Source organism: Methylobacterium sp. GXS13 (assembly GCF_001455965.1).
Classification (GTDB): domain Bacteria; phylum Pseudomonadota; class Alphaproteobacteria; order Rhizobiales; family Beijerinckiaceae; genus Methylobacterium.
The window spans coordinates 25401-42344 of the sequence record NZ_LKKO01000001.1 but is presented as its reverse complement, the minus strand read 5'-3'; the positions used below and the strand labels follow the sequence as shown (position 1 = coordinate 42344).

The window sequence follows — 16944 nt, the reverse complement described above, 5'->3', positions numbered from 1 at the left end:
GCGCCTCACAGGTATTTCGCGAGCAGCTTGAACTCGGCGAGGGCGTCCTTGGCGGACTTGCCTCCCTGTCCGACGCCGTCCGCGAGGCAGTGCTCCAAGTGGTCCTCGATGAGGACGCGCTTGGCGTTCGTGATGGCGCTCTCGACGGCGTGCAGTTGCTGGGCGAGCTCCACGCAGGGGCGCCCCTCCTCGATCATGGCGATGACCCCGGCGAGGTGGCCGTGGGCGCGCTTCAGGCGCTTGACGATGTCAGGGTGGGAGGCGTGTTCGATCCCGTCATCCTATCCCCCTGGAGGGGATGCTTCAATCGTCGGATGCAGCATGCCCGACACGGCGCCCTTACGGTCCGGTCGCGCCGAGGAGGTCCGCGACGTGGGCCTCGGCCGGATGGCCGGTGGCGGCGCGATGCACGTCCGAGCATGCCGCGAACCGCGGGCCCGAAACGGTCATCACCAGCGTGCGGGTGCCGTCTGCCGCCAAGCGCATCGCCAGGGTGGTCCGCGCCTCCGGCCATTCCAGGACGTTCGCCCCCGGCCCCGTCCGAGGCTCGCCGTGACGCCGCATGCCTTCCCGCCGTATCCTCTCCCACGCCGAAGCGGCGGTGACGTCGTCGAGCGGCCGACCGACCCAGACCACCTGCTGCAGGCCCTGTTCCTGGCAGACGACGAGGATGACCTCGGCGGTGTCCGGGCCCGATGCGAGCGGACGGTCATGGAAGTAGAACAGCCCGGTCAGGTTCGCCTCGCGGTCAACCATGGACGGCGGCGCGATACGGTCCACCGGCCCCCAGACGAGGCCGAACGGCGCGCCTTCGCCCGAGGCGTCCGCCGCCGCCACGATGCCGGTCCAAGCGGTCATGCCGAGGGCGAGTGCGAGCGCTGCACGGCGAGGCATCGGGTCACTCCGCCGCCCTGAGGTGCGCCGGGGCCTCCGGAGCTCGGACCGGGGTTTCGGCCGATCCGGTCCTGGCGAACCGGGCATAGAGGGCGGGCAGGACCACCAGCGTCAGGAGCGTCGCGCTGATGAGGCCGTCGATGACAACCGTCGCGAGCGGCCGTTGAACCTCGGCCCCGGTCTCGGTGGCGAGCGCCATGGGCACGAACCCGAGCGATGCCACGAGCGCCGTCATCGCCACGGGGCGGAGCCGGGTCATGGCTCCTTCCAGGATGGCCTCCCGCCTCGGCCGGCCCTCCGCGATGAGCTGCTTGATGTAGGTCAGCATCACCAGGCCGTTGAGGACGGCCACCCCGGACAGGGCAATGAACCCGACGGCCGCCGGCTCGCCGCCGGTTCGGGAGACACGACAGAGAAGCCCACGTCCAGGATGTCGTCCCCGTAGCGCCGCATCACCGACTCGGCCATCAGCGCGACCTCGCGCTCCGCGCGCGCCGTCAGGACCCGGCGTCCGTCGCGGGTGGCCAGCCGCACCTCGTAGCGCCGCGTGGACATCATCGGTTTGCCTCCGTCGGGCGAAACCGCCCGGAAGCACGAGCGTGAACAGGGCCAAGCAACGAACGGTCCCCCGAAAGCGATCCGATGCCTGCCCAAGACCGCGTATGGCGGCAAGCGGGGGAAGCATCCCCGGTTCGTAAATTCGTGTTCATTCCGGAACGAGGGGGGCGCCGAATTCGTCCCTGCTGGGTCCGCAAGCCGCCAGAGGGCGTGCCGGACCTCCTCCATGCAGCGTTCCCAAGGCTTCGATGACCCGTCCGATCCATGCCCTCACGGCCACGCTCCTGCTGGCCTCGACCGCCCTCTCGCCTGCCCTGGCCCGCGAGGCCGCCCCGGCCGCGTCCGGCCCCGCGAAGGCGGCCGCCCCGTCCGCCACCCAAATCTTCGCTCGCATGCAGGTCGCCCAGGAGACCACGGCGACGCCGCCCGTGGCTTCCCAATCGTCCGACGCCAAGACAGACGGCGTGCGCCAGTCCTCGCAGACCCAGGTGACGAGCCGTCAGCCCGTCGGGGCCTTCCCGACGAACGAGGTCAGCCGCCAGCCCGTCATCGACTTCGGCGCCGGCGAGGACGGCATGAGGAAGGACGTCGCTGCGCTCCAGCAGACCCTGACCGAGTTGCAGCAACTGCAGTTGCAGACGAAGCAGGCGCACTGGAACGCATCGGGCACCCTGTACTACCCGCTGCACCTCCTGCTGCAGGAGCACTACGAGGGCCTGTCGAAGTACGCCGACACCATCGCGGAGCGGCTCCTGGCCGTCGGCGTCTCGGCGGACGGGCGCGCCAACACCATCGTGAAGACCTCGGGCGTGCCGGAGATCCCCGGCGGGTTCCTCGACGACGCCCAGATCCTCGCGTGGTTCACCAACGCCTACAAGCGCGTCGGCGAGGAGGTGCACGCGGCCATCAAGACGACCGAGGACGTCGACCCGACCACCTCGAACCTGCTCCAGGAGGTCGAGCACGGGATCGCCAAGTACCAGTGGCAGATGCGCGCCCAGCTTCAGCGGACGCACACCGACCCGAACACCGGCTGGGACCTCAACGACAACAAGCCGGTCGACCTGCAGGGCCAGCGGGCCCCGGCCCAGGCGCCCTCCAAGCCCTGACAAGGGCCGGCCTCGCATCACGAGATGCGGGGCCGGCCCTTGACCTGGGTCTAGTTTATATTAGTTCTAAACAAGAGATGCATTCACCGGATCGAACGGCGCCTCAGCCTCCCCTCACGCCCGGCCAGCGGGCCATGCTCGTCCGGCTTGATCGGGATGGGCCGCTCGTCACGCCCAAGCCGTGGGAGATGCGAACGATCCGGTCCCTGCGGGAGCGAGGACTGATCCGGCCGAGGCTTTCGAGCCGGGACCCCGAGGGTCTGTGGTTCCTTACCTCCAAGGGCAGGCGAGCCATCGCCCCGGCTCGTTCGGTCGACGGTGACCGTCATCCTCCGGCAGCATCACCGGCGTAGGTAGGACCTCGACCATGGCGGTACCCCACGACACGATGCGCCCGGCGGCGCGATACGACGGTGGCACCATCGCGCTGCACTGGCTGACCGCCGTGCTCGTGATCGGCCTGTGGCTGGTCGGGACCTTTCTCGAAGACCTCGTCCCCAAGGGAGCCCTGCGCTCTGGAATCTGGTCGGCCCACTTCGACCTCGGTTTCGTCCTCACCGGTCTGATCGTCGCCTTCCTCGTCTGGCGCAGGGCCGGGGGCCGCGACCTGCCGGTTGAAGACCCGGGGCCCCTTCACCGCTTGGCCAAGGCGACCCATGCGGCACTCTACGCCCTGCTGATCGTCATCGTCAGCCTGGGCATTGCCAATGCCTTCGTGCGCGGGGTCTCCCTCGGCCCGATCAGCCTGCCGCAACTAGGCGACCCGGAGTGGCGGCGGTCGCTCACGCACTGGCATGGGCTCGCCGCCAATATCCTGATGGCGCTCGCCCTGTTCCACGCGGTTGCCGCCCTCGTGCACCACTACCTCTGGCACGACGCCGTCTTGCGGCGCATGCTTCCTCCGAGATCCTGACGACCATGCGTCCCGTCCACACAGAGCGGCACCTGATCGACCGCGTCGGCTGGCTGCGCGCCGCCGTCCTCGGCGCCAACGACGGCCTCGTCTCCACCGCCAGCCTGATCGTCGGGGTCGCGGCCTCGGCCGCGCAGACCAGCGAGATCCTCGTCGCCGGGAGCGCCGGCCTCGTGGCGGGTGCGATGTCGATGGCGGCCGGCGAGTATGTCTCGGTGAGTTCCCAGGCCGACACCGAGCAGGCGGACCTCGCTAGGGAGCGTCAGGAACTTGCCGACGACCCGGCCGCGGAGCGGGAGGAACTGGCGCGGATCTACGTCGACCGCGGCCTCGACCATGCGCTCGCCCTGCAGGTCGCCGAGCAGCTGATGGCCAAGGACGCGCTAGGCGCCCACGCCCGGGACGAGCTCGGCATCTCGGAGGTCACGACGGCCCGGCCGGTCCAGGCGGCGCTGACCTCGGCGGCGACCTTCTCGGCCGGCGCGGCACTACCCCTGGCGACCGCGGCGCTCTCTCCCGGCAACCTCGCGGTCTACACGGTTTCGGGGGCCTCGTTGGTGTTCCTGGCCGTTCTCGGGGCCCTCGGTGCCAAGGCGGGCGGTGCCCCCATCGCCCGGGCCACGGCGCCGCTGATGATCTGGGGCGTGCTGGCCATGGCCGTCACCGCCGGCATCGGGAGCCTGGTCGGCAAGGCCGTCTGATCACGGCTTCGGGTCGTGGCAGTGCATCTTCGGCGGGGCGGTCGCGCAATCGAGCGAACAGGTCTGCTCGGGCCGGCAGAACCACTGCAGGGCGCCGGTCTTCAGGCATGAGCCGGAGCAGTGCCGGTGCGCGGCGTCCGTTGGCTCCACGAAGGATGCCGGCGCGTCCGGTGACACCGCGGGTTGCTGGACCAAGGCTGCGGGTGCGACCGCGAAATGGATCAGCAACGCCCACCGCCAACGTCCCGACATCGTCGTCTCCTCGAAACGCGGCAGGGATTCGCCGCACGTTGCACCGAGGATGCAATGCCGTAGTTGCGCAGGATGCAGCAACTGAGCAACTCAGGCAATCGACTAAAATTCATTTCACCCAATATCAGCCTTGGCAATGGCGAGTGCTGGCAAGCACTTCGATGCCCATGCCGGAGAAGTGATTGCCTGGAGGAAGGCAAACCGGAACGGCTTTGAGGTGGGTGATGTTTCAGGCGGCGCTTCCGTCCGCGGTGCTCCGCTAGCGGGTCGCGCCGTCCAAGGAAGGAACCCGTCGATGGATAAGACAGTCGCTGGCCTGATCGGGGCCGTCACCCTGCTCGCGGCCGCCGATCCGGCACAGGCGGCGATGCCGGCCCCGGCCAACCTCGATGCGGCGATGCGTGTCGAGAGCTACGCCGACCTGCTCAAGCCCATCCCGGACGCGGTGGCGCTCCTCAAGCAGTCCGACGAGGCCGGAGCCAAGGCCGAACTGCTAGCGCCCGCCTCCGAGGGCGAGGCCACGGTCCAGCAGGCGCAATACTATTATCACCACCACCATCACCATCACCCCGGCTTCTATCCGCCGTTCTACCGCCACCGCCACCACCATCACCACCACCGGTACTACCGGCGGTACCACCACCATCACCACCATCACCATCACGGCTACTTCGTGCCCTACGGGTACTGAGCCCGCTGCGGCGGGGTGGATGGTGTCCACCCCGCCCGTCCCTAGCGCGGGCCCTTGGTGGCGCCCAAGATGCGCCGGTAGGTGCCGTCGAAGACCGTGTGGGTGGCCGAGGTCCATTGCGAATCTACCGCCAGCGTCTCGCGGCTGGCGTAGATGCGCCGCGACTGCAATTCGCGCTCGGCGGCCTCTTCCTCCGACATGGGCACGAGCTCGAAATCGGTCTCGGCCGGGACGACCGACACCTGCATGAAGGGCTCGTCCTTCCGGAACACGTGGGTGCGACCCTCGTCCGGGGCCTTGAAAACCATGAAGTACATCATCGGCCACCAGTGCCGGATGAGTGCCGGCACCGCCACCGGCACGGTCCCGGTCCGGTCGGTGTAGAACCGCGGGTGGGTCTCGGTCTTGATCGCCCAACCTTCCTCCACCTTCAGGTCGATGAGGATCTGGTAGGTGTAGTAGGCTTCACCGAAGCTCCGGAACGGCGGCCTTTGCGGCCCTGGGCCGCCGGGCTCGGCGTAGTCGCCCTCGAAGAGCAGCTTTCCGTCCCGGGTGCTCACGCGCAACTCGGCGTCGTAGGGGTAAAACAGCTCGATGCCGCCCTTGGCAGCCTCCGAGAACGGGATGCAGTGCCAGGCATATTCCTGCGAGCCGTCCGTGCGGGGCTCGGGATCGCCTGCCCAGCCGGGGATTTCCAAGCGTGTCCGCCGGGGGCGCAGACCCGGCTCCATCAGCCTGACCTTCACCTGTCGCATTCTCGACCATCCCTTCGATGTCGTTCCGGAAGATAGGGGACCGGAGGGACAGTTCGGCGCGAAGCACCAGCATGTGATCGCTCCGTTGCGTCTCGCAGGGCAGTGTTCCGGCGAAGCTCCAGATGCGATCGACTTGTAGGAACGATGCAATCGGCGCCGTCGGTAAAGCCCGTCTTGCGTCGTCGGCTTGGCCATTCAAGTCGAAGGCGATGCTCGTTGCCTACCACGACCTTACCGATCATTGACCAGCACCCGGCTCGTGGCGGGGACGGCAGCGCGCCGGATCGAAAAGCGCTTGGATGACGTTCCTCGCCGCCGACAACGGCCAAACTGGAGGAACGCCCATGCGAATTCGCTACCTGCTGCCGCTCGCCGGCATGCTCGCGCTCGCGGCCTGCAAGGACGAGAAGAAGGCCGAGAACACAGCGCCTCCGCCGCCGCCTGCTACCACGGCACCGGCAAACCCCGCGCCTCCTCCGGCCACGACCAACCCCGCGCCGGCCAACAAGCCGTAAGGACCTGTCCCTGCACTTGGCGGGTCCTGCACCTATCAAAGGTGAGCAGGACCTGCCGACCTTACCCGGAGGCCGTGGTCCACATGCCAGGCGCAGGTCTCATACCCGATCGAACCGCATCGATGGCGTTGGTCGCGCCGTTTTCGGCCTGCTGGTCGCGCCGGCCCGTTATCCGTCCGTCATTCGCGCGCTTAAGCATGCCCCGTGACACGCAATCTCCGTGGGGAACGGCTCCTTCAGCTTGGCCGTTCCACGGTTGCCGCCCACCCATTGGGGTGCAGCGAGCCGCCGGCGTTGACCGGCACGCCAAAACCTGGAGAGGAACGCCCATGAGGAAGACCCTGCTCGTCGCCGCCGTCCTTGCTGCCTTCGGCGCGGCCGGCGCCGGGCCCTCCGCCTCGGCCGCGCCCGGCCTGCCTGGCGCGGTGAGCGCACCGTCGGAAGTGGTCTCCGTCCGCATGGACCGGATGCACGGCCACCATCACCACCGGATGATGCGCCATCACCGTCACGGCCACATGATGCGGCACCATCATCACCGTGGGCACGTGATGCGGCACATGCACCGCCACCATCGCATGTAATCCGGCGCGGCGCGGTCGGGATTTCGACCGCGCCAGCCTTGATGCCGCCGGCCGTAAGTGATCACGGTAAGCCGGCCTCCGAACGAAGCCCAGGCGGATCTGACTTCTCGACCGTGTGGCCGGATCGGCGTGGTTTCGGCCTAAGCCTCCACGAAGCCGAGCGACCTCGCATCGCGCGCCAGGGCCTCGACGAGGAAGCTCCGCGCCCGGCTCACCCGGCTCTTGACGGTGCCGACCTGGCAGCCGAGGCGGGCCGCGGCCTCCTCGTATGTGAAGTCCTCCGCCCCGACGAGGAGGAGGGACTGGCGCTGGGCCGGCGGCAGGGTCCCGATCAGGTTCATCACCGAGCCGAGGGTGACCGCATGCTCCTGGTCCGGGAGTGCCTGCAGCGTGGCCGCGTGCGCCCCGTCGCCGTCCTCGACCTCCCGCTTGGACTTGCGGATCTCGCTGTAGAACTGGTTGCGCAGGATGGTGAAGGTCCAGGCGGTGAAGTTGCTGCCGGGCGTGAACCGCGTCCGGTTCGCCCAGGCGCGGACCAGCGTCTCCTGGACGAGGTCGTCCGCCCGCGCCTCGTTTCCGCACAGCGACACGGCGAAGGTCCGCAGCATCGGCAGGCCGCGGATGAGGTCGGCGCGGAAGCTGTCGGCGAGCCTCTGGCCCGATTCCGCCAGGGCGGCCTCGACACGCCCGACGAGGGCCGACAGCCTCGGCGGCATCGGGGCCTGCTCCGCGAGGGCGAAATAGTCCCGCAGCGGCCCGGTGAGGTGGGAAGCGATGGCCGCCTTGCGGCAGCCGCCGTCAACCGGCGCGGCCTTCGGCTCGGCGACGGGCGATGTCTCGGTCACGGATCGTGGTCTCCAATGGACGCCGCGCCACGCCCGGCGACGGGCGCAGCCTGACGCATTCAGGCGGGCTCGACGGTCGCTCCGGCCTTCGCCAGCGCTGGGAAGCCGCCGGCGACGTGCGCGACCGGGCCGAGGCCCATGTCGTCGAGCGACTTGGCGGCCAGGGCCGAGCGGTTGCCGGAACCGCAGTAGAGCATCAGGCGCTTGCCCCCGCCGAGCTCGGCCCGATGGGTCGGGCTTGCGGGATCGGCCTGGAACTCAAGGAAGCCGCGGGGGACGTGAACGGCGCCGGCGATCCTGCCGGTCTTGGCCAACTCCTCCCCCTCGCGCACGTCGACGAGCACCGTGTCCGGCTGGCCGAGACGCGCCAGCGCCTCCTCGGCCGACAGGGTCTCCACCTCCCGGTTGGCCTGCGCCACAAGGTCCTTCGCGCTGATCTTTGCCATGGTGAACTCCGTCATTCGCCCCACGCCGCGCCGGCCCCGGCGCCGAGCGGGATCTTCAGGTAGCGGCGGCCGTTCGCCTCGGGCTCGGGCAGGCGCCCGCCGCGGACGTTCACCTGCAGGGAGTGCAGGATGAGCTTGGGCATCGGCAGCGCGCGGTCGCGCGCCTCGCGCATCGCCACGAACGCCTCCTCGGTCGGGGTCTCGACGAGGTGCGGGTTCTCCGCCCGTTGCCGGGCGACCGTGCTCTCCCAGGCCGCCGCGCGTCCGCCCGGGCGGTAGTCGTGCCCGGTGAACAGCCGCGTGTCGTCCGGCAGGGCCAGGATGCGCTGGATGCTGCGCCACAAGGCGTGCGCGTTGCCGCCCGGGAAGTCCGCCCGCGCCGTGCCGCTGTCGGGCATGAACAGGGTGTCGTGGATGAAGGCGGCGTCGCCGATCCGGTAGGCGATGGAGGCCATGGTGTGGCCCGGCGTGAACATCACCTCGACGTCGAGGTCGCCGATCCGGAAGCGCTCGCCGTCGGCGAAGAGCCGGGACCACTGCGAACCGTCCGTCCGGAACGTGTCCGGCAGGTTGTACAGCCCCTTCCAGAGCCGCTGCACGTCGACGACCTTCTCGCCGATGGCGGTCGGGACACCGGTCTTGTCGTGCAGGGTGCCGGCCGCAGAGAAGTGGTCGGCGTGCGGGTGCGTGTCGAGGATCCACTCCAGCGTGTAGCCCTCACGCTCGATGTGGGCGAGTAGGGCGTCGGCGGACCGGGTCGCGGTCGCGCCGGACTTCGGATCGAAGTCGAGCACCGGATCGACGATGGCGCAGCGCTTCGTCCCGGGGTCCGCTACGACGTACTGGATGCTGCCGGTCGGCTCGTCGTGGAAGCCGGTCACGATGGGATGCCCGCGCAAGGGGCCGACGGTCTGGTTCGACATGGATCTCCTCCTTCCGAGGTTCAGTTGCCCGCGCCAAGGAGCGACAGGGCCCCGCGGGCGACGACGTAGAGGCCGACCAGGATGACGAGGCCGGCGAAGGTGACGGTCAGGGCGCGCTTGCGCCCGGCGAGGCGTTGGCCGAGGCGTGTGCCGACGAGGCCGCCGAGCACCCCTCCCAGGATGAACAGGCCGGCGAGCGGCCAGTCGATCAGGCCGGAGGCGGCGTAGCTCGCCGCGGTCGCCGCCCCGAAGGCGCTGACCGCGACCAGCGAGGTGCCGATGGCCATGGGCAGCGGCATCGACGTCGCCAGCATCAGGCCCGGCACGATCAGGAATCCCCCGCCGATGCCGAAGAAGCCGGAGAACAGGCCGACCGCGAGGCCGATGCCGAGGAGCCAGGGCAGGAGCACCGGGGCGCTGGCCTTGGTCAGGCGCACGTCCGGGTCGCCCTCGCCGCGCCGCCTGCGCAGCATCAGGCCGCCGACCACGAGCATGACGACCCCGAACAGGGCGAGCAGGCTCTTCCCGTCGACCGCCTTGGCGGCCGCCGAGCCGGCGAGTGCGCCGAGGACCCCGGCGAGCGAGAACGCCGCCGCGCAGCGCCACTTCACGTTCCCAGCCCGCCATTGCGGGACGAGGTTGCCCGCCGCGCTGACCGAGACCGCCAGGGCGCTCGTCCCGATGGCGACATGGGGGGAGGACACGCCGACGACGTAGGTCAGGAGCGGGACCGCGAGGATCGAGCCACCCCCGCCGACGAGGCCGAGGATCACGCCCACGATCCCGCCCGAGCCGGCGGCGAGACCGGATGTGAGGGGACCGGGCATCATGCGTCGGCTCCTTGAACCGCCGCCTTTGGGGCTGCCGAGGGCAGGAGGCGAAACATCAGCATCCCGACGACCATGGCGGCGACGAAGGTCACCGCTTGCGTCGGTGCGACCGTCATTAGGGTGAGCGCCGGCCCCGGGCAGAGGCCGGCGAGGCCCCAGCCGAGGCCGAACACCGCGGCGCCGGCGATCAGCCGCGGATCGAGGTCGCGCCGGGTCGGGATCTCAAGCCGGGAGGCGAGCACCGGACGTCCGCGGCGCCGCGCCACGAGATAGCCGGTCGCCGAGACTGCGACGGCGCCGACCATCACGAGGGCCAAGCTGGGGTCCCAGCGTCCCGTGACGTCGAGGAAGGCAAGGACCTTGGCCGGATCGGCCATGCCCGAGACGAGGAGGCCGAGGCCGAACAGGAGGCCGACGGCGAAGGCGGAGGCGGTCTTGGCCATGGCTCAGGCTCCGACGAGATGGCGGGCGACGAGGACGGTCAGCATGGCGATGGCCATGAAGGTGCCGGTCGCGGCCAGCGAACGGCGCGAGCCGCGGCCGATGCCGCAGACGCCGTGGCCGCTGGTGCAGCCGGCCCCGAGACGCGATCCGAACCCGACCAGCAGGCCCGCGAGGATCAGAAGGGGGAACGATGCCTCGACCGTCACCGGCGGCAGGCTGCCACCCAGGCCGGCGTAGGCGAACGGCGCCAGGACGAGACCTGCCACGAAGGCGGCGCGCCAGCCGGTCTCGCGAGACGGCGGGGCCAGGAGGCCGCCGAGGATGCCGCTGATGCCGGCGATCCGTCCGTTGAGGAGCAGGAACATGGCCGCGGAGGTGCCGATCATGGCACCGCCGGCGAGGGCGCTGACGGGCGTGATGCCGTCCATGGTGGTCGCTCCCAGGCGTTGGTCCGGACGAGGCCCGGCTGGCCGCGGGGCACGCCGTCCCCTGCCGAATAGAACATTAGCTAACGCTCAATTAGCAATATCTAATGGAATGGCAAGTGGGAAACTCGTGCCTCGGCTTGGGGCGCGCCGGGCGGGTGCGGTGGCCGGCGGGGTGGCCCCCGCAGACGGGTGCCGGCGGGGGGCTCGTCGTCTACCGTTTCACGGGATCAGGGATGGACGTAGGCGAACCCCATGCCCTGCAGGCGCGCCAGTTCGGCGACGCCGCTCGGCACGAGGTCGTCCTCCTCGACGCCGTACAGGGTACCGCGGTCGATCTTCCGTTCGCGCAGGGTGTTGGCGCAGACCAGGAACCGGACGCCCATCCCCTTGAGGGCGTCGATGCGGGCGGCGAGTTCCTTGTCGGTTGCGGCCGACTGGAAGAGCCCGACCCCGTCGCCCAGGCTCACCACGCGGATCTCGACATGCGCCTTGCCCACGGCCTGGACGTGGTTGCGCAGGTTGCCGAGCAGGCGCTTGAAGTAGGCCCCTCCGTCAGGGCCGCCTCCGCCGTTGTGGTAGACCACCTTCTGGTCGGCATAGTAGCCGGCCGGCGCCTCCGAGCCGGCACGGACCGCCCCGATGCCCACGGTCGCGATGGCGACGGCCAGCATCAGGCTCCTAAAGACCGTCTTCATCCGCCACTCCTTCGTCCGTCAGGGGTTCGGGCGCTTCCGAGGCGCCGCGGGAGAGGCCGTCGAGGCGGGCATGGTCCAAACCGTCTCTCCGGACCGGCCCGGCGTCGCCGCGGAGGCTACCGGTCGTCTCCGGCGCCGCCGGCCGCGCGGCATGTGCGGTGCCCTGCGACCCGAGCACGACCACCATCGTGCCGGTGGGCACGCGGCGGTGCAGGTCGATGACGTCCTGGTTCAGCATGCGGATGCACCCTGAGGAAACCGCCTCGCCGATGCTCCAGGGCTCGGTGGTGCCGTGGATGCGGTAGAGCGTGTCCTTGCCGTCCTTGAACAGGTAGAGCGCCCGGGCCCCGAGGGGATTGCGTGCGCCCCCGGGCATCCCGCCGGCCCAGCGCCCGTTCCGCTCCGGGTCACGCCGGAGCATGTCTGGGGTCGGCGTCCAGCGCGGCCAGGACGCCTTGCGCGCGACCGTCGCCTCCCCGGTGAACTCGAAGCCGGCCTTGCCCACCCCGACCCCGTAGCGCATCGCCTTGCCGCCCTCCATGACGAGGTAGAGGAAGCGCCGGTAGGGATCGACCACGAGGGTGCCGGGCGGCTGCCTGGTCGGATAGTCCACGACCTGGCGGACGTTGCGGGCCTTGAGGTCGCGCGGCTCGACCGCATCGACCGGGAACGGCTCGTCGGTGATGGCGGCGTAGCGACGAACGGCATCCGCCGGGAGGCGCGGCCCCGCCTCCGCGACCGGACCGGGGGCGCCCATCGATGCCGTGCAGGCTCCGAGCGCCACGGCGAGCGCGAGGAGCGCCGGGAGGCGCAAGACCGGCCGCATCACGAGCGGCCCTTGGCGCGCGCCTGTGCCACCGCCTGCTTGAAGCCGTCGTAATCGAGGGCGGCCGCCACCTTCAGCGGGCCGATTAGGAAGACCGGCGTGCCCTGCAGGCCGAGGGCGTCCGCCTGGTCGAGGTTACGCTGGAGCAGGGCGGCGATCTCGCTCTGGTGGGCCGTGCGGTCCGCCTCCAGCCGGGCCATGTCGACGCCCGAGGCGGAGACCGCCTCCAGCATCCGCTCCTTCGGGATCTTGCGGCCGGGGATGCCCATCAGCGCGCGATGCACGTCGTCGTAGCGCCCCTGGTACTTCGCCGCGAGGGCAAGCTGTGCGCCGTAGACGGAAGCCTCGCCGAGGATCGGCCAGTCCTTGTGGACGAGGCGGATGCGACCGTCCGACTTGACCAGCCGGAGCAGGTCGGGCTCGGCCTTCTTGCAGAAGGGGCAGTTGTAATCGAGGAAGGCGACGATCGTCAGGTCGCCCTTCGGGTTACCCGAGATCGGCGCCTCGGGGTCGTTGAGGATGGCGTTCGGGTCGATGCCCTGGGCGAAGGCCTCCTCGGTGTGGGGCGCCAGCGACAGCAGGGTCGGCGCGAGCGTTGCGGCGGACAGAAGGGCGAGCAAGGTCCTGCGGTTCATGGCTGTCTCCGTGGGTATGGGTGCGTCGAAAGGGGGGCTCAGGCTCCGACGAGGGCGAGACGGCGCTTCAGGTCCTCGACCGTGAGCTCGCCCTCGGTGCGTGCGTCCCGGACCTCGCCGCCATCGGGATGCATCAGGATGAGGGTCGGCGGTCCGACCACATCGAAGCGTCGCATCAGGGCGCGGGTGGCGTCGTCGTCGCGGGTGACGTCGGCCCGGATGACCGAGACGGCCTTGAGCCGCTCCCGGATGCCGTCATCCGCCAGGACGGTCCGCTCGTTCGTCCGGCAGACGGTGCACCAGTCGGCGGCGAACTCGACGAGCACCGGCTTGCCCTCGGCTCGGGCCGCCAGGAGGGCCGCCTCGAATGCGGGGAGCGTAGAGACCGTCCGGGCCTCGGCGATGCGGTCCGGGTGGGACGGGCTGAGGCCGGCGAGAGGCCGCAGTGGATCGTCGGCGCCCGTGGCGGCCCCGAGGAGAAGGAGGCCGCCATAGGTGACGGCTACCAAGCCCGCCGCGCGACCGGCGCGTGACGGGCGGCCGTTCGCGGAGATCGCCGCGAGCGCCAGCCCGAGGCCGATGGCCAATACCGCCCAGAGAAGAAGCGACAGCCCGTCCGGCAGCAGGCGGGTCACGAGCGAGGCCGCGAGAGCCAGGAAGATGAAGCCGAAAGCCTGTTTCGCCCGTACCAGCCAGGGGCCGGACCGAGGCAGGATGCCGGCTCCGAACGCGCCGACCAGCACCAGCGGCGCGCCCATCCCGAGGCCAAGGGCGAAGAGGGCCAGCGCCCCGCGCAGGACATCCCCCGTCTGGGCGACGTAGAGCAGGGCGGCGGCGAGCGGCGGAGTCACGCAGGGCCCGACGACGAGGGCCGAGCTGAAGCCGAGGAACGCGGCGCCGGCGACCGATCCCCCCTGCGCCGCCGGGGGGCCGAAGCGGGCCCGCCACCAGCGGGGCGCCTGCAGGTCGAACAGGCCGAACATCGACAGGGCGAGCACGACGAACGCGGTGGTCATCAGGCCGAGGGCGAGCGGGGTCTGGAGCGCAACCTGCAGGTTTCGACCGAGCCAGGCCGCCACGACGCCGAGGCTGGCATAGGCCGCCGCCATGGCGAGGACGTAGCTTCCGGACAGCGCCAGGCCCCGCCCCGGCGTGAGGCCCTGGCCCGAGCGGACGATCATGCCCGACAGGATCGGCACCATCGGCAGCACGCAGGGGGTGAACGCCAGCAGGAGGCCGAGCCCGAACATGCCTGCCAGGACACCGGCGAGGTCGCCGACGAGGGGGGGGGCCGGTCCGGCGGGGAAGACATTCTGGCGGGTGGGCGCGGCGACCGTCCCGCCTGCGGGCTCTGCGGCGGGGGTGGCTTCGTCGGCTGGGGACGCGCCGGCGCTCGCCAGGGAGGCGAGGTCCAGCCGCTTCGTGACCGGCGGGTAGCAGATGCCCCTCTCAGCGCAGCCCTGATAGGTGACGCGTACCTCACGCACCCCCGCCAGGGCCGCACCCGGCACGATGGCCTCCGTCGCGCCGTGGTAGACTTCCGTCGGCCCGAAGTTCGGGTCGTCCTTGGTGTCCCCGGGTCGGGTGCTGACGGGAAGCTCCCTGCCGCGCCCGTCCGTGGCGGCGATCTTGTCACGGTAGAGGTAGGTGCCGTCGGCGATGGTCCAGCGCAGGTGAAGAGACAGGTCGGGGTCGCGGGCCGCATCGACGGTGAAGGGCGACGGCCGCGCGCCGGGCTCGCGGCACTGCCCCGGCGACCATAGCGAGGAGCCGGCCCAGAGCAGGGCGGCGAGGACGAGGTGGGCGAACACGTTCGGCATGGGCGGGGTCTGGGCTCGGATCGGCCCGCCGCGGGTCCGAAACGCAGCTTAAGCCAGGCTTAAGCCAGGCCCGGAGGATGGAGGCCACGAAGGGAGACACGCATGCGCATCCTCGTCGTCGAGGACGATCCCATCCTCTCGGACGGGCTCAGGTCGGGGCTCGGCCTCGGCGGGGCGACGGTCGATTGCGTCGCGACCTGCGCCGACGCCGAGGCGGCGCTCGCCACGAGCGCGTTCTCGGCCATCGTGCTCGACCTCATGCTCCCCGACGGCTCCGGCCTCGACGTGCTGCACGGCCTGCGCCGCCGGAAGGACCGCACGCCTGTCGTCCTCCTCACGGCGCGCGACGCGGTGGCCGACCGGATCGCCGGGCTCGACGGCGGCGCCGACGACTACCTTGGAAAGCCATTCGACCTCGATGAACTCTCCGCCCGCATCCGTGCCGTCGTCCGGCGGGCCTCGCGCAGGGCCGCCGCCCTCCTGGAGCACGGCGGTATCCGGCTCGATCCGGGGAGCCTCGCCGTCACGGTCGACGGCGTGCCGGTCGGCCTGTCCCGGCGCGAGGTCATGGTGCTGGCGGCCCTCATGGAACGCCCTGACGTCCTCCGCTCCAAGGTCGAGTTGGAGGAGCGCCTCTACGGCTGGCAGGAGGAGGTCGAGAGCAACGCCGTCGAGGTCCACGTGCACAACCTTCGCGCCAAGATCGGCAAGCACGCCATCGAGACGGTGCGCGGCCTCGGCTATCGGATGAGGGCGCCGGCATGACATCCCTGCGCGTCAGGCTCTTCGCCATCCTGCTCCTCGCGACCGGCCTGATCTGGCTCAGCGCGGTCGCCTGGATCTACCTCGGCTCGAAGCGCGAGGTGGAACAGGTTCTCGACAACCGCCTGCAGGAGGCCGCGCGCATGGTCGGCTCCCTGGTGGGCGCGGTCGGCGGCACGGCTCCCGACGGGACGCCGTCCACCATCCCGGCGCCGACGGCCTACGAGCGGCAGCTCTCCTGCCAGATCTGGTCCCTGGACGGACGCATGGTCGCGCGGTCGAGCGGTGCTCCGGAGCGCCGTCTGACCGATGCGCCGGCCGGCTTCTCCGAACGCGAGGTCGACGGCGAGACGTGGCGGGTGTTCACCGTCGAGGACGCGGCGAAGGGCGTGCGTGTCATGGTCGGCGACCGCCTCGACCTGCGCGAGCGCCTCGTCACCGATCTCATCATGGGCCTCGTCACACCCGCGCTTCTGGTCGTACCGTTCCTCGGGATGCTGATCTGGGCGAGCCTCGGGCGGGGCCTTCGCCCCTTGCACCGGATGGCCCGCGACCTCGCCGGCCGCGACGCCGACGACATGAGCGCCATCGATGCCGGCCGGGCCCCCGCCGAGGTCCGGCCGCTGGCCGACGCCCTGAACGGCCTGTTCCTCAAGGTCGAGGCGGCGCGCCGGCACGAGCGGGAGGTGACGGCCTTCGCCGCGCACGAGTTGCGCACGCCGCTGGCTGGGCTGAAGACCCAGGCCCAGGTCGCCATGGCCACCACCGACCCGGACGTGGCGAAGGCGGCGCTGCGCCAGATCCTGGCGGCCGTTGACCGCACCACCCGCCTCGTCCGGCAACTGCTCGACGCCGCCAGGCTCGACGCCGCCGGGGAGACGCCGACCCTGGCGGAGGTCGACGTGGGTGCGCTGGTGGCCGAGACCGTCGACGGGATGCGGGTTCCGCCAGGGGTGCGGACCCTGATCGACCCGGGGCTGCGCGGCTACACCCTGCGGGCCGACCCGGAAAGCCTGCGGCTGGCGGTCCGCAACCTGCACGAGAACGCCGTGCAGCATATGGTGGCCGGTACAGTGGAATGGCTGGCCCGTCCCGGTGGGGAGGGCGTCCTCGTGCGCGATGAGGGTCCCGGGATACCCGCCGAGGAACTGCCGCACGTGACGACGCGCTTCTTCCGCGGGCGCCACAAGAGCGCGACCGGGAGCGGGCTTGGCCTCGCCATCGCCGAGTTGGCGTCCCGCCGGAGCGGCCTGAGCCTGCGACTGCGCAACCGGCCGGATCGCCCGGGGCTTGAGGCGGAGATCGTCCGCGCCTGAAG

23 protein-coding genes and 1 pseudogene are annotated in these 16944 nt (G+C 70.8%); 8 read left to right on the top strand and 16 right to left on the bottom strand.

Going from position 1 to position 16944, the window contains the following annotated elements:
- Positions 1-5 precede the first annotated feature (5 nt).
- The 4 genes and pseudogenes from AO398_RS00230 to AO398_RS00215 form a co-directional block, all read right to left on the bottom strand.
- Complete coding sequence (locus AO398_RS00230) at positions 6-272, bottom strand: metal-sensing transcriptional repressor (RefSeq protein WP_058190008.1); 267 nt, start codon at positions 270-272, stop codon at positions 6-8.
- A 67-nt stretch (positions 273-339) separates the two neighbouring features.
- On the bottom strand, positions 340-894 hold the full coding sequence (locus AO398_RS00225) for a hypothetical protein (RefSeq protein WP_058190007.1): 555 nt from the start codon (positions 892-894) through the stop codon (positions 340-342).
- A gap of 4 nt (positions 895-898) precedes the next feature.
- A pseudogene (locus tag AO398_RS00220) lies at positions 899-1279 on the bottom strand (efflux RND transporter permease subunit); the annotation flags it as partial.
- Positions 1222-1452: a hypothetical protein gene (locus AO398_RS00215; protein WP_058190005.1), complete on the bottom strand. Its 231-nt coding sequence runs from the start codon at positions 1450-1452 to the stop codon at positions 1222-1224. The gene AO398_RS00215 and the pseudogene AO398_RS00220, both read right to left, overlap by 58 nt.
- Positions 1453-1700: 248 nt before the next feature.
- Here AO398_RS00215 and AO398_RS00210 point away from each other — a divergent pair, with 248 nt between their 5' ends.
- The 3 genes from AO398_RS00210 to AO398_RS00200 all read left to right on the top strand — a co-directional run bounded on the left by AO398_RS00210 (position 1701) and on the right by AO398_RS00200 (position 4175).
- Entirely contained in the window at positions 1701-2561 is an 861-nt protein-coding gene (locus AO398_RS00210; RefSeq protein WP_058190004.1) for a DNA starvation/stationary phase protection protein, read from the top strand.
- Between the two features lie 367 nt (positions 2562-2928).
- The gene (locus tag AO398_RS00205) at positions 2929-3474 is read left to right on the top strand and encodes a cytochrome b (RefSeq protein WP_058190003.1); all 546 of its coding nucleotides are present in this window, start codon (positions 2929-2931) and stop codon (positions 3472-3474) included.
- A 5-nt stretch (positions 3475-3479) separates the two neighbouring features.
- The gene (locus tag AO398_RS00200; RefSeq protein ID WP_058190002.1) at positions 3480-4175 is read left to right on the top strand and encodes a VIT family protein; all 696 of its coding nucleotides are present in this window, start codon (positions 3480-3482) and stop codon (positions 4173-4175) included.
- Here the strand turns inward: AO398_RS00200 and AO398_RS00195 are convergent, their stop codons facing one another.
- Positions 4176-4427, bottom strand: coding sequence for a hypothetical protein (locus AO398_RS00195; protein ID WP_058190001.1), 252 nt, complete (start codon positions 4425-4427; stop codon positions 4176-4178). It lies immediately after the preceding gene.
- A 295-nt stretch (positions 4428-4722) separates the two neighbouring features.
- Between AO398_RS00195 and AO398_RS00190 the strand changes: the two genes are divergently transcribed.
- On the top strand, positions 4723-5118 hold the full coding sequence (locus tag AO398_RS00190; protein WP_058190000.1) for a hypothetical protein: 396 nt from the start codon (positions 4723-4725) through the stop codon (positions 5116-5118).
- A gap of 41 nt (positions 5119-5159) precedes the next feature.
- On the opposite strand, the gene AO398_RS00185 is transcribed toward AO398_RS00190, so the two are convergent.
- On the bottom strand, positions 5160-5873 hold the full coding sequence (locus AO398_RS00185) for a DUF6065 family protein (RefSeq protein ID WP_058189999.1): 714 nt from the start codon (positions 5871-5873) through the stop codon (positions 5160-5162).
- Positions 5874-6172: 299 nt separating this feature from the next.
- On the opposite strand from AO398_RS00185, the gene AO398_RS27990 reads away from it, so the two are divergent.
- Together AO398_RS27990 and AO398_RS00180 are read left to right on the top strand one after the other, a co-directional pair.
- Positions 6173-6388: a hypothetical protein gene (locus AO398_RS27990; RefSeq protein ID WP_152997355.1), complete on the top strand. Its 216-nt coding sequence runs from the start codon at positions 6173-6175 to the stop codon at positions 6386-6388.
- Between the two features lie 329 nt (positions 6389-6717).
- The gene (locus AO398_RS00180; protein ID WP_058189998.1) at positions 6718-6972 is read left to right on the top strand and encodes a hypothetical protein; all 255 of its coding nucleotides are present in this window, start codon (positions 6718-6720) and stop codon (positions 6970-6972) included.
- Positions 6973-7112: 140 nt separating this feature from the next.
- Here AO398_RS00180 and AO398_RS00175 read toward each other — a convergent pair whose 3' ends face one another.
- The 10 genes from AO398_RS00175 to dsbD all read right to left on the bottom strand — a co-directional run bounded on the left by AO398_RS00175 (position 7113) and on the right by dsbD (position 14864).
- A complete protein-coding gene (locus AO398_RS00175) occupies positions 7113-7817 on the bottom strand; it encodes a sigma-70 family RNA polymerase sigma factor (protein WP_058189997.1) in 705 nt (234 codons plus the stop codon).
- Between the two features lie 59 nt (positions 7818-7876).
- Complete coding sequence (locus AO398_RS00170; RefSeq protein WP_058189996.1) at positions 7877-8263, bottom strand: rhodanese-like domain-containing protein; 387 nt, start codon at positions 8261-8263, stop codon at positions 7877-7879.
- Positions 8264-8274: 11 nt separating this feature from the next.
- Positions 8275-9186, bottom strand: coding sequence for an MBL fold metallo-hydrolase (locus tag AO398_RS00165; protein ID WP_058189995.1), 912 nt, complete (start codon positions 9184-9186; stop codon positions 8275-8277).
- A gap of 20 nt (positions 9187-9206) precedes the next feature.
- Positions 9207-10016, bottom strand: a complete 810-nt coding sequence (locus tag AO398_RS00160) for a sulfite exporter TauE/SafE family protein (protein WP_201025687.1) — start codon at positions 10014-10016, stop codon at positions 9207-9209.
- On the bottom strand, positions 10013-10459 hold the full coding sequence (locus AO398_RS00155) for a YeeE/YedE family protein (protein WP_058189994.1): 447 nt from the start codon (positions 10457-10459) through the stop codon (positions 10013-10015). The genes AO398_RS00160 and AO398_RS00155 overlap by 4 nt, the downstream gene beginning before the upstream one ends.
- A 3-nt stretch (positions 10460-10462) precedes the next feature.
- Entirely contained in the window at positions 10463-10888 is a 426-nt protein-coding gene (locus tag AO398_RS00150; protein ID WP_058189993.1) for a YeeE/YedE family protein, read from the bottom strand.
- Positions 10889-11115: 227 nt separating this feature from the next.
- Positions 11116-11583, bottom strand: a complete 468-nt coding sequence (locus tag AO398_RS00145) for a DsrE family protein (protein WP_058189992.1) — start codon at positions 11581-11583, stop codon at positions 11116-11118.
- On the bottom strand, positions 11567-12409 hold the full coding sequence (locus tag AO398_RS00140; protein ID WP_201025686.1) for a L,D-transpeptidase: 843 nt from the start codon (positions 12407-12409) through the stop codon (positions 11567-11569). Before AO398_RS00140 ends, AO398_RS00145 begins: the two co-directional genes overlap by 17 nt.
- Positions 12409-13044 carry a DsbA family protein gene (locus tag AO398_RS00135; RefSeq protein ID WP_058189990.1) on the bottom strand — a complete coding sequence of 212 codons (636 nt, stop codon included), beginning with the start codon at positions 13042-13044 and terminating at the stop codon, positions 12409-12411. The genes AO398_RS00140 and AO398_RS00135 overlap by 1 nt, the downstream gene beginning before the upstream one ends.
- Before the next feature lie 38 nt (positions 13045-13082).
- Positions 13083-14864, bottom strand: coding sequence for a protein-disulfide reductase DsbD (gene dsbD, locus AO398_RS00130; RefSeq protein WP_058189989.1), 1782 nt, complete (start codon positions 14862-14864; stop codon positions 13083-13085).
- Between the two features lie 102 nt (positions 14865-14966).
- On the opposite strand from dsbD, the gene AO398_RS00125 reads away from it, so the two are divergent.
- Together AO398_RS00125 and AO398_RS00120 are read left to right on the top strand one after the other, a co-directional pair.
- Positions 14967-15629 (top strand): response regulator, encoded by a 663-nt coding sequence (locus tag AO398_RS00125; RefSeq protein ID WP_058189988.1) that lies wholly within the window; start codon positions 14967-14969, stop codon positions 15627-15629.
- Positions 15626-16942 (top strand): ATP-binding protein, encoded by a 1317-nt coding sequence (locus AO398_RS00120; protein ID WP_058189987.1) that lies wholly within the window; start codon positions 15626-15628, stop codon positions 16940-16942. Before AO398_RS00125 ends, AO398_RS00120 begins: the two co-directional genes overlap by 4 nt.
- The last annotated feature ends 2 nt before the right edge of the window (positions 16943-16944 follow it).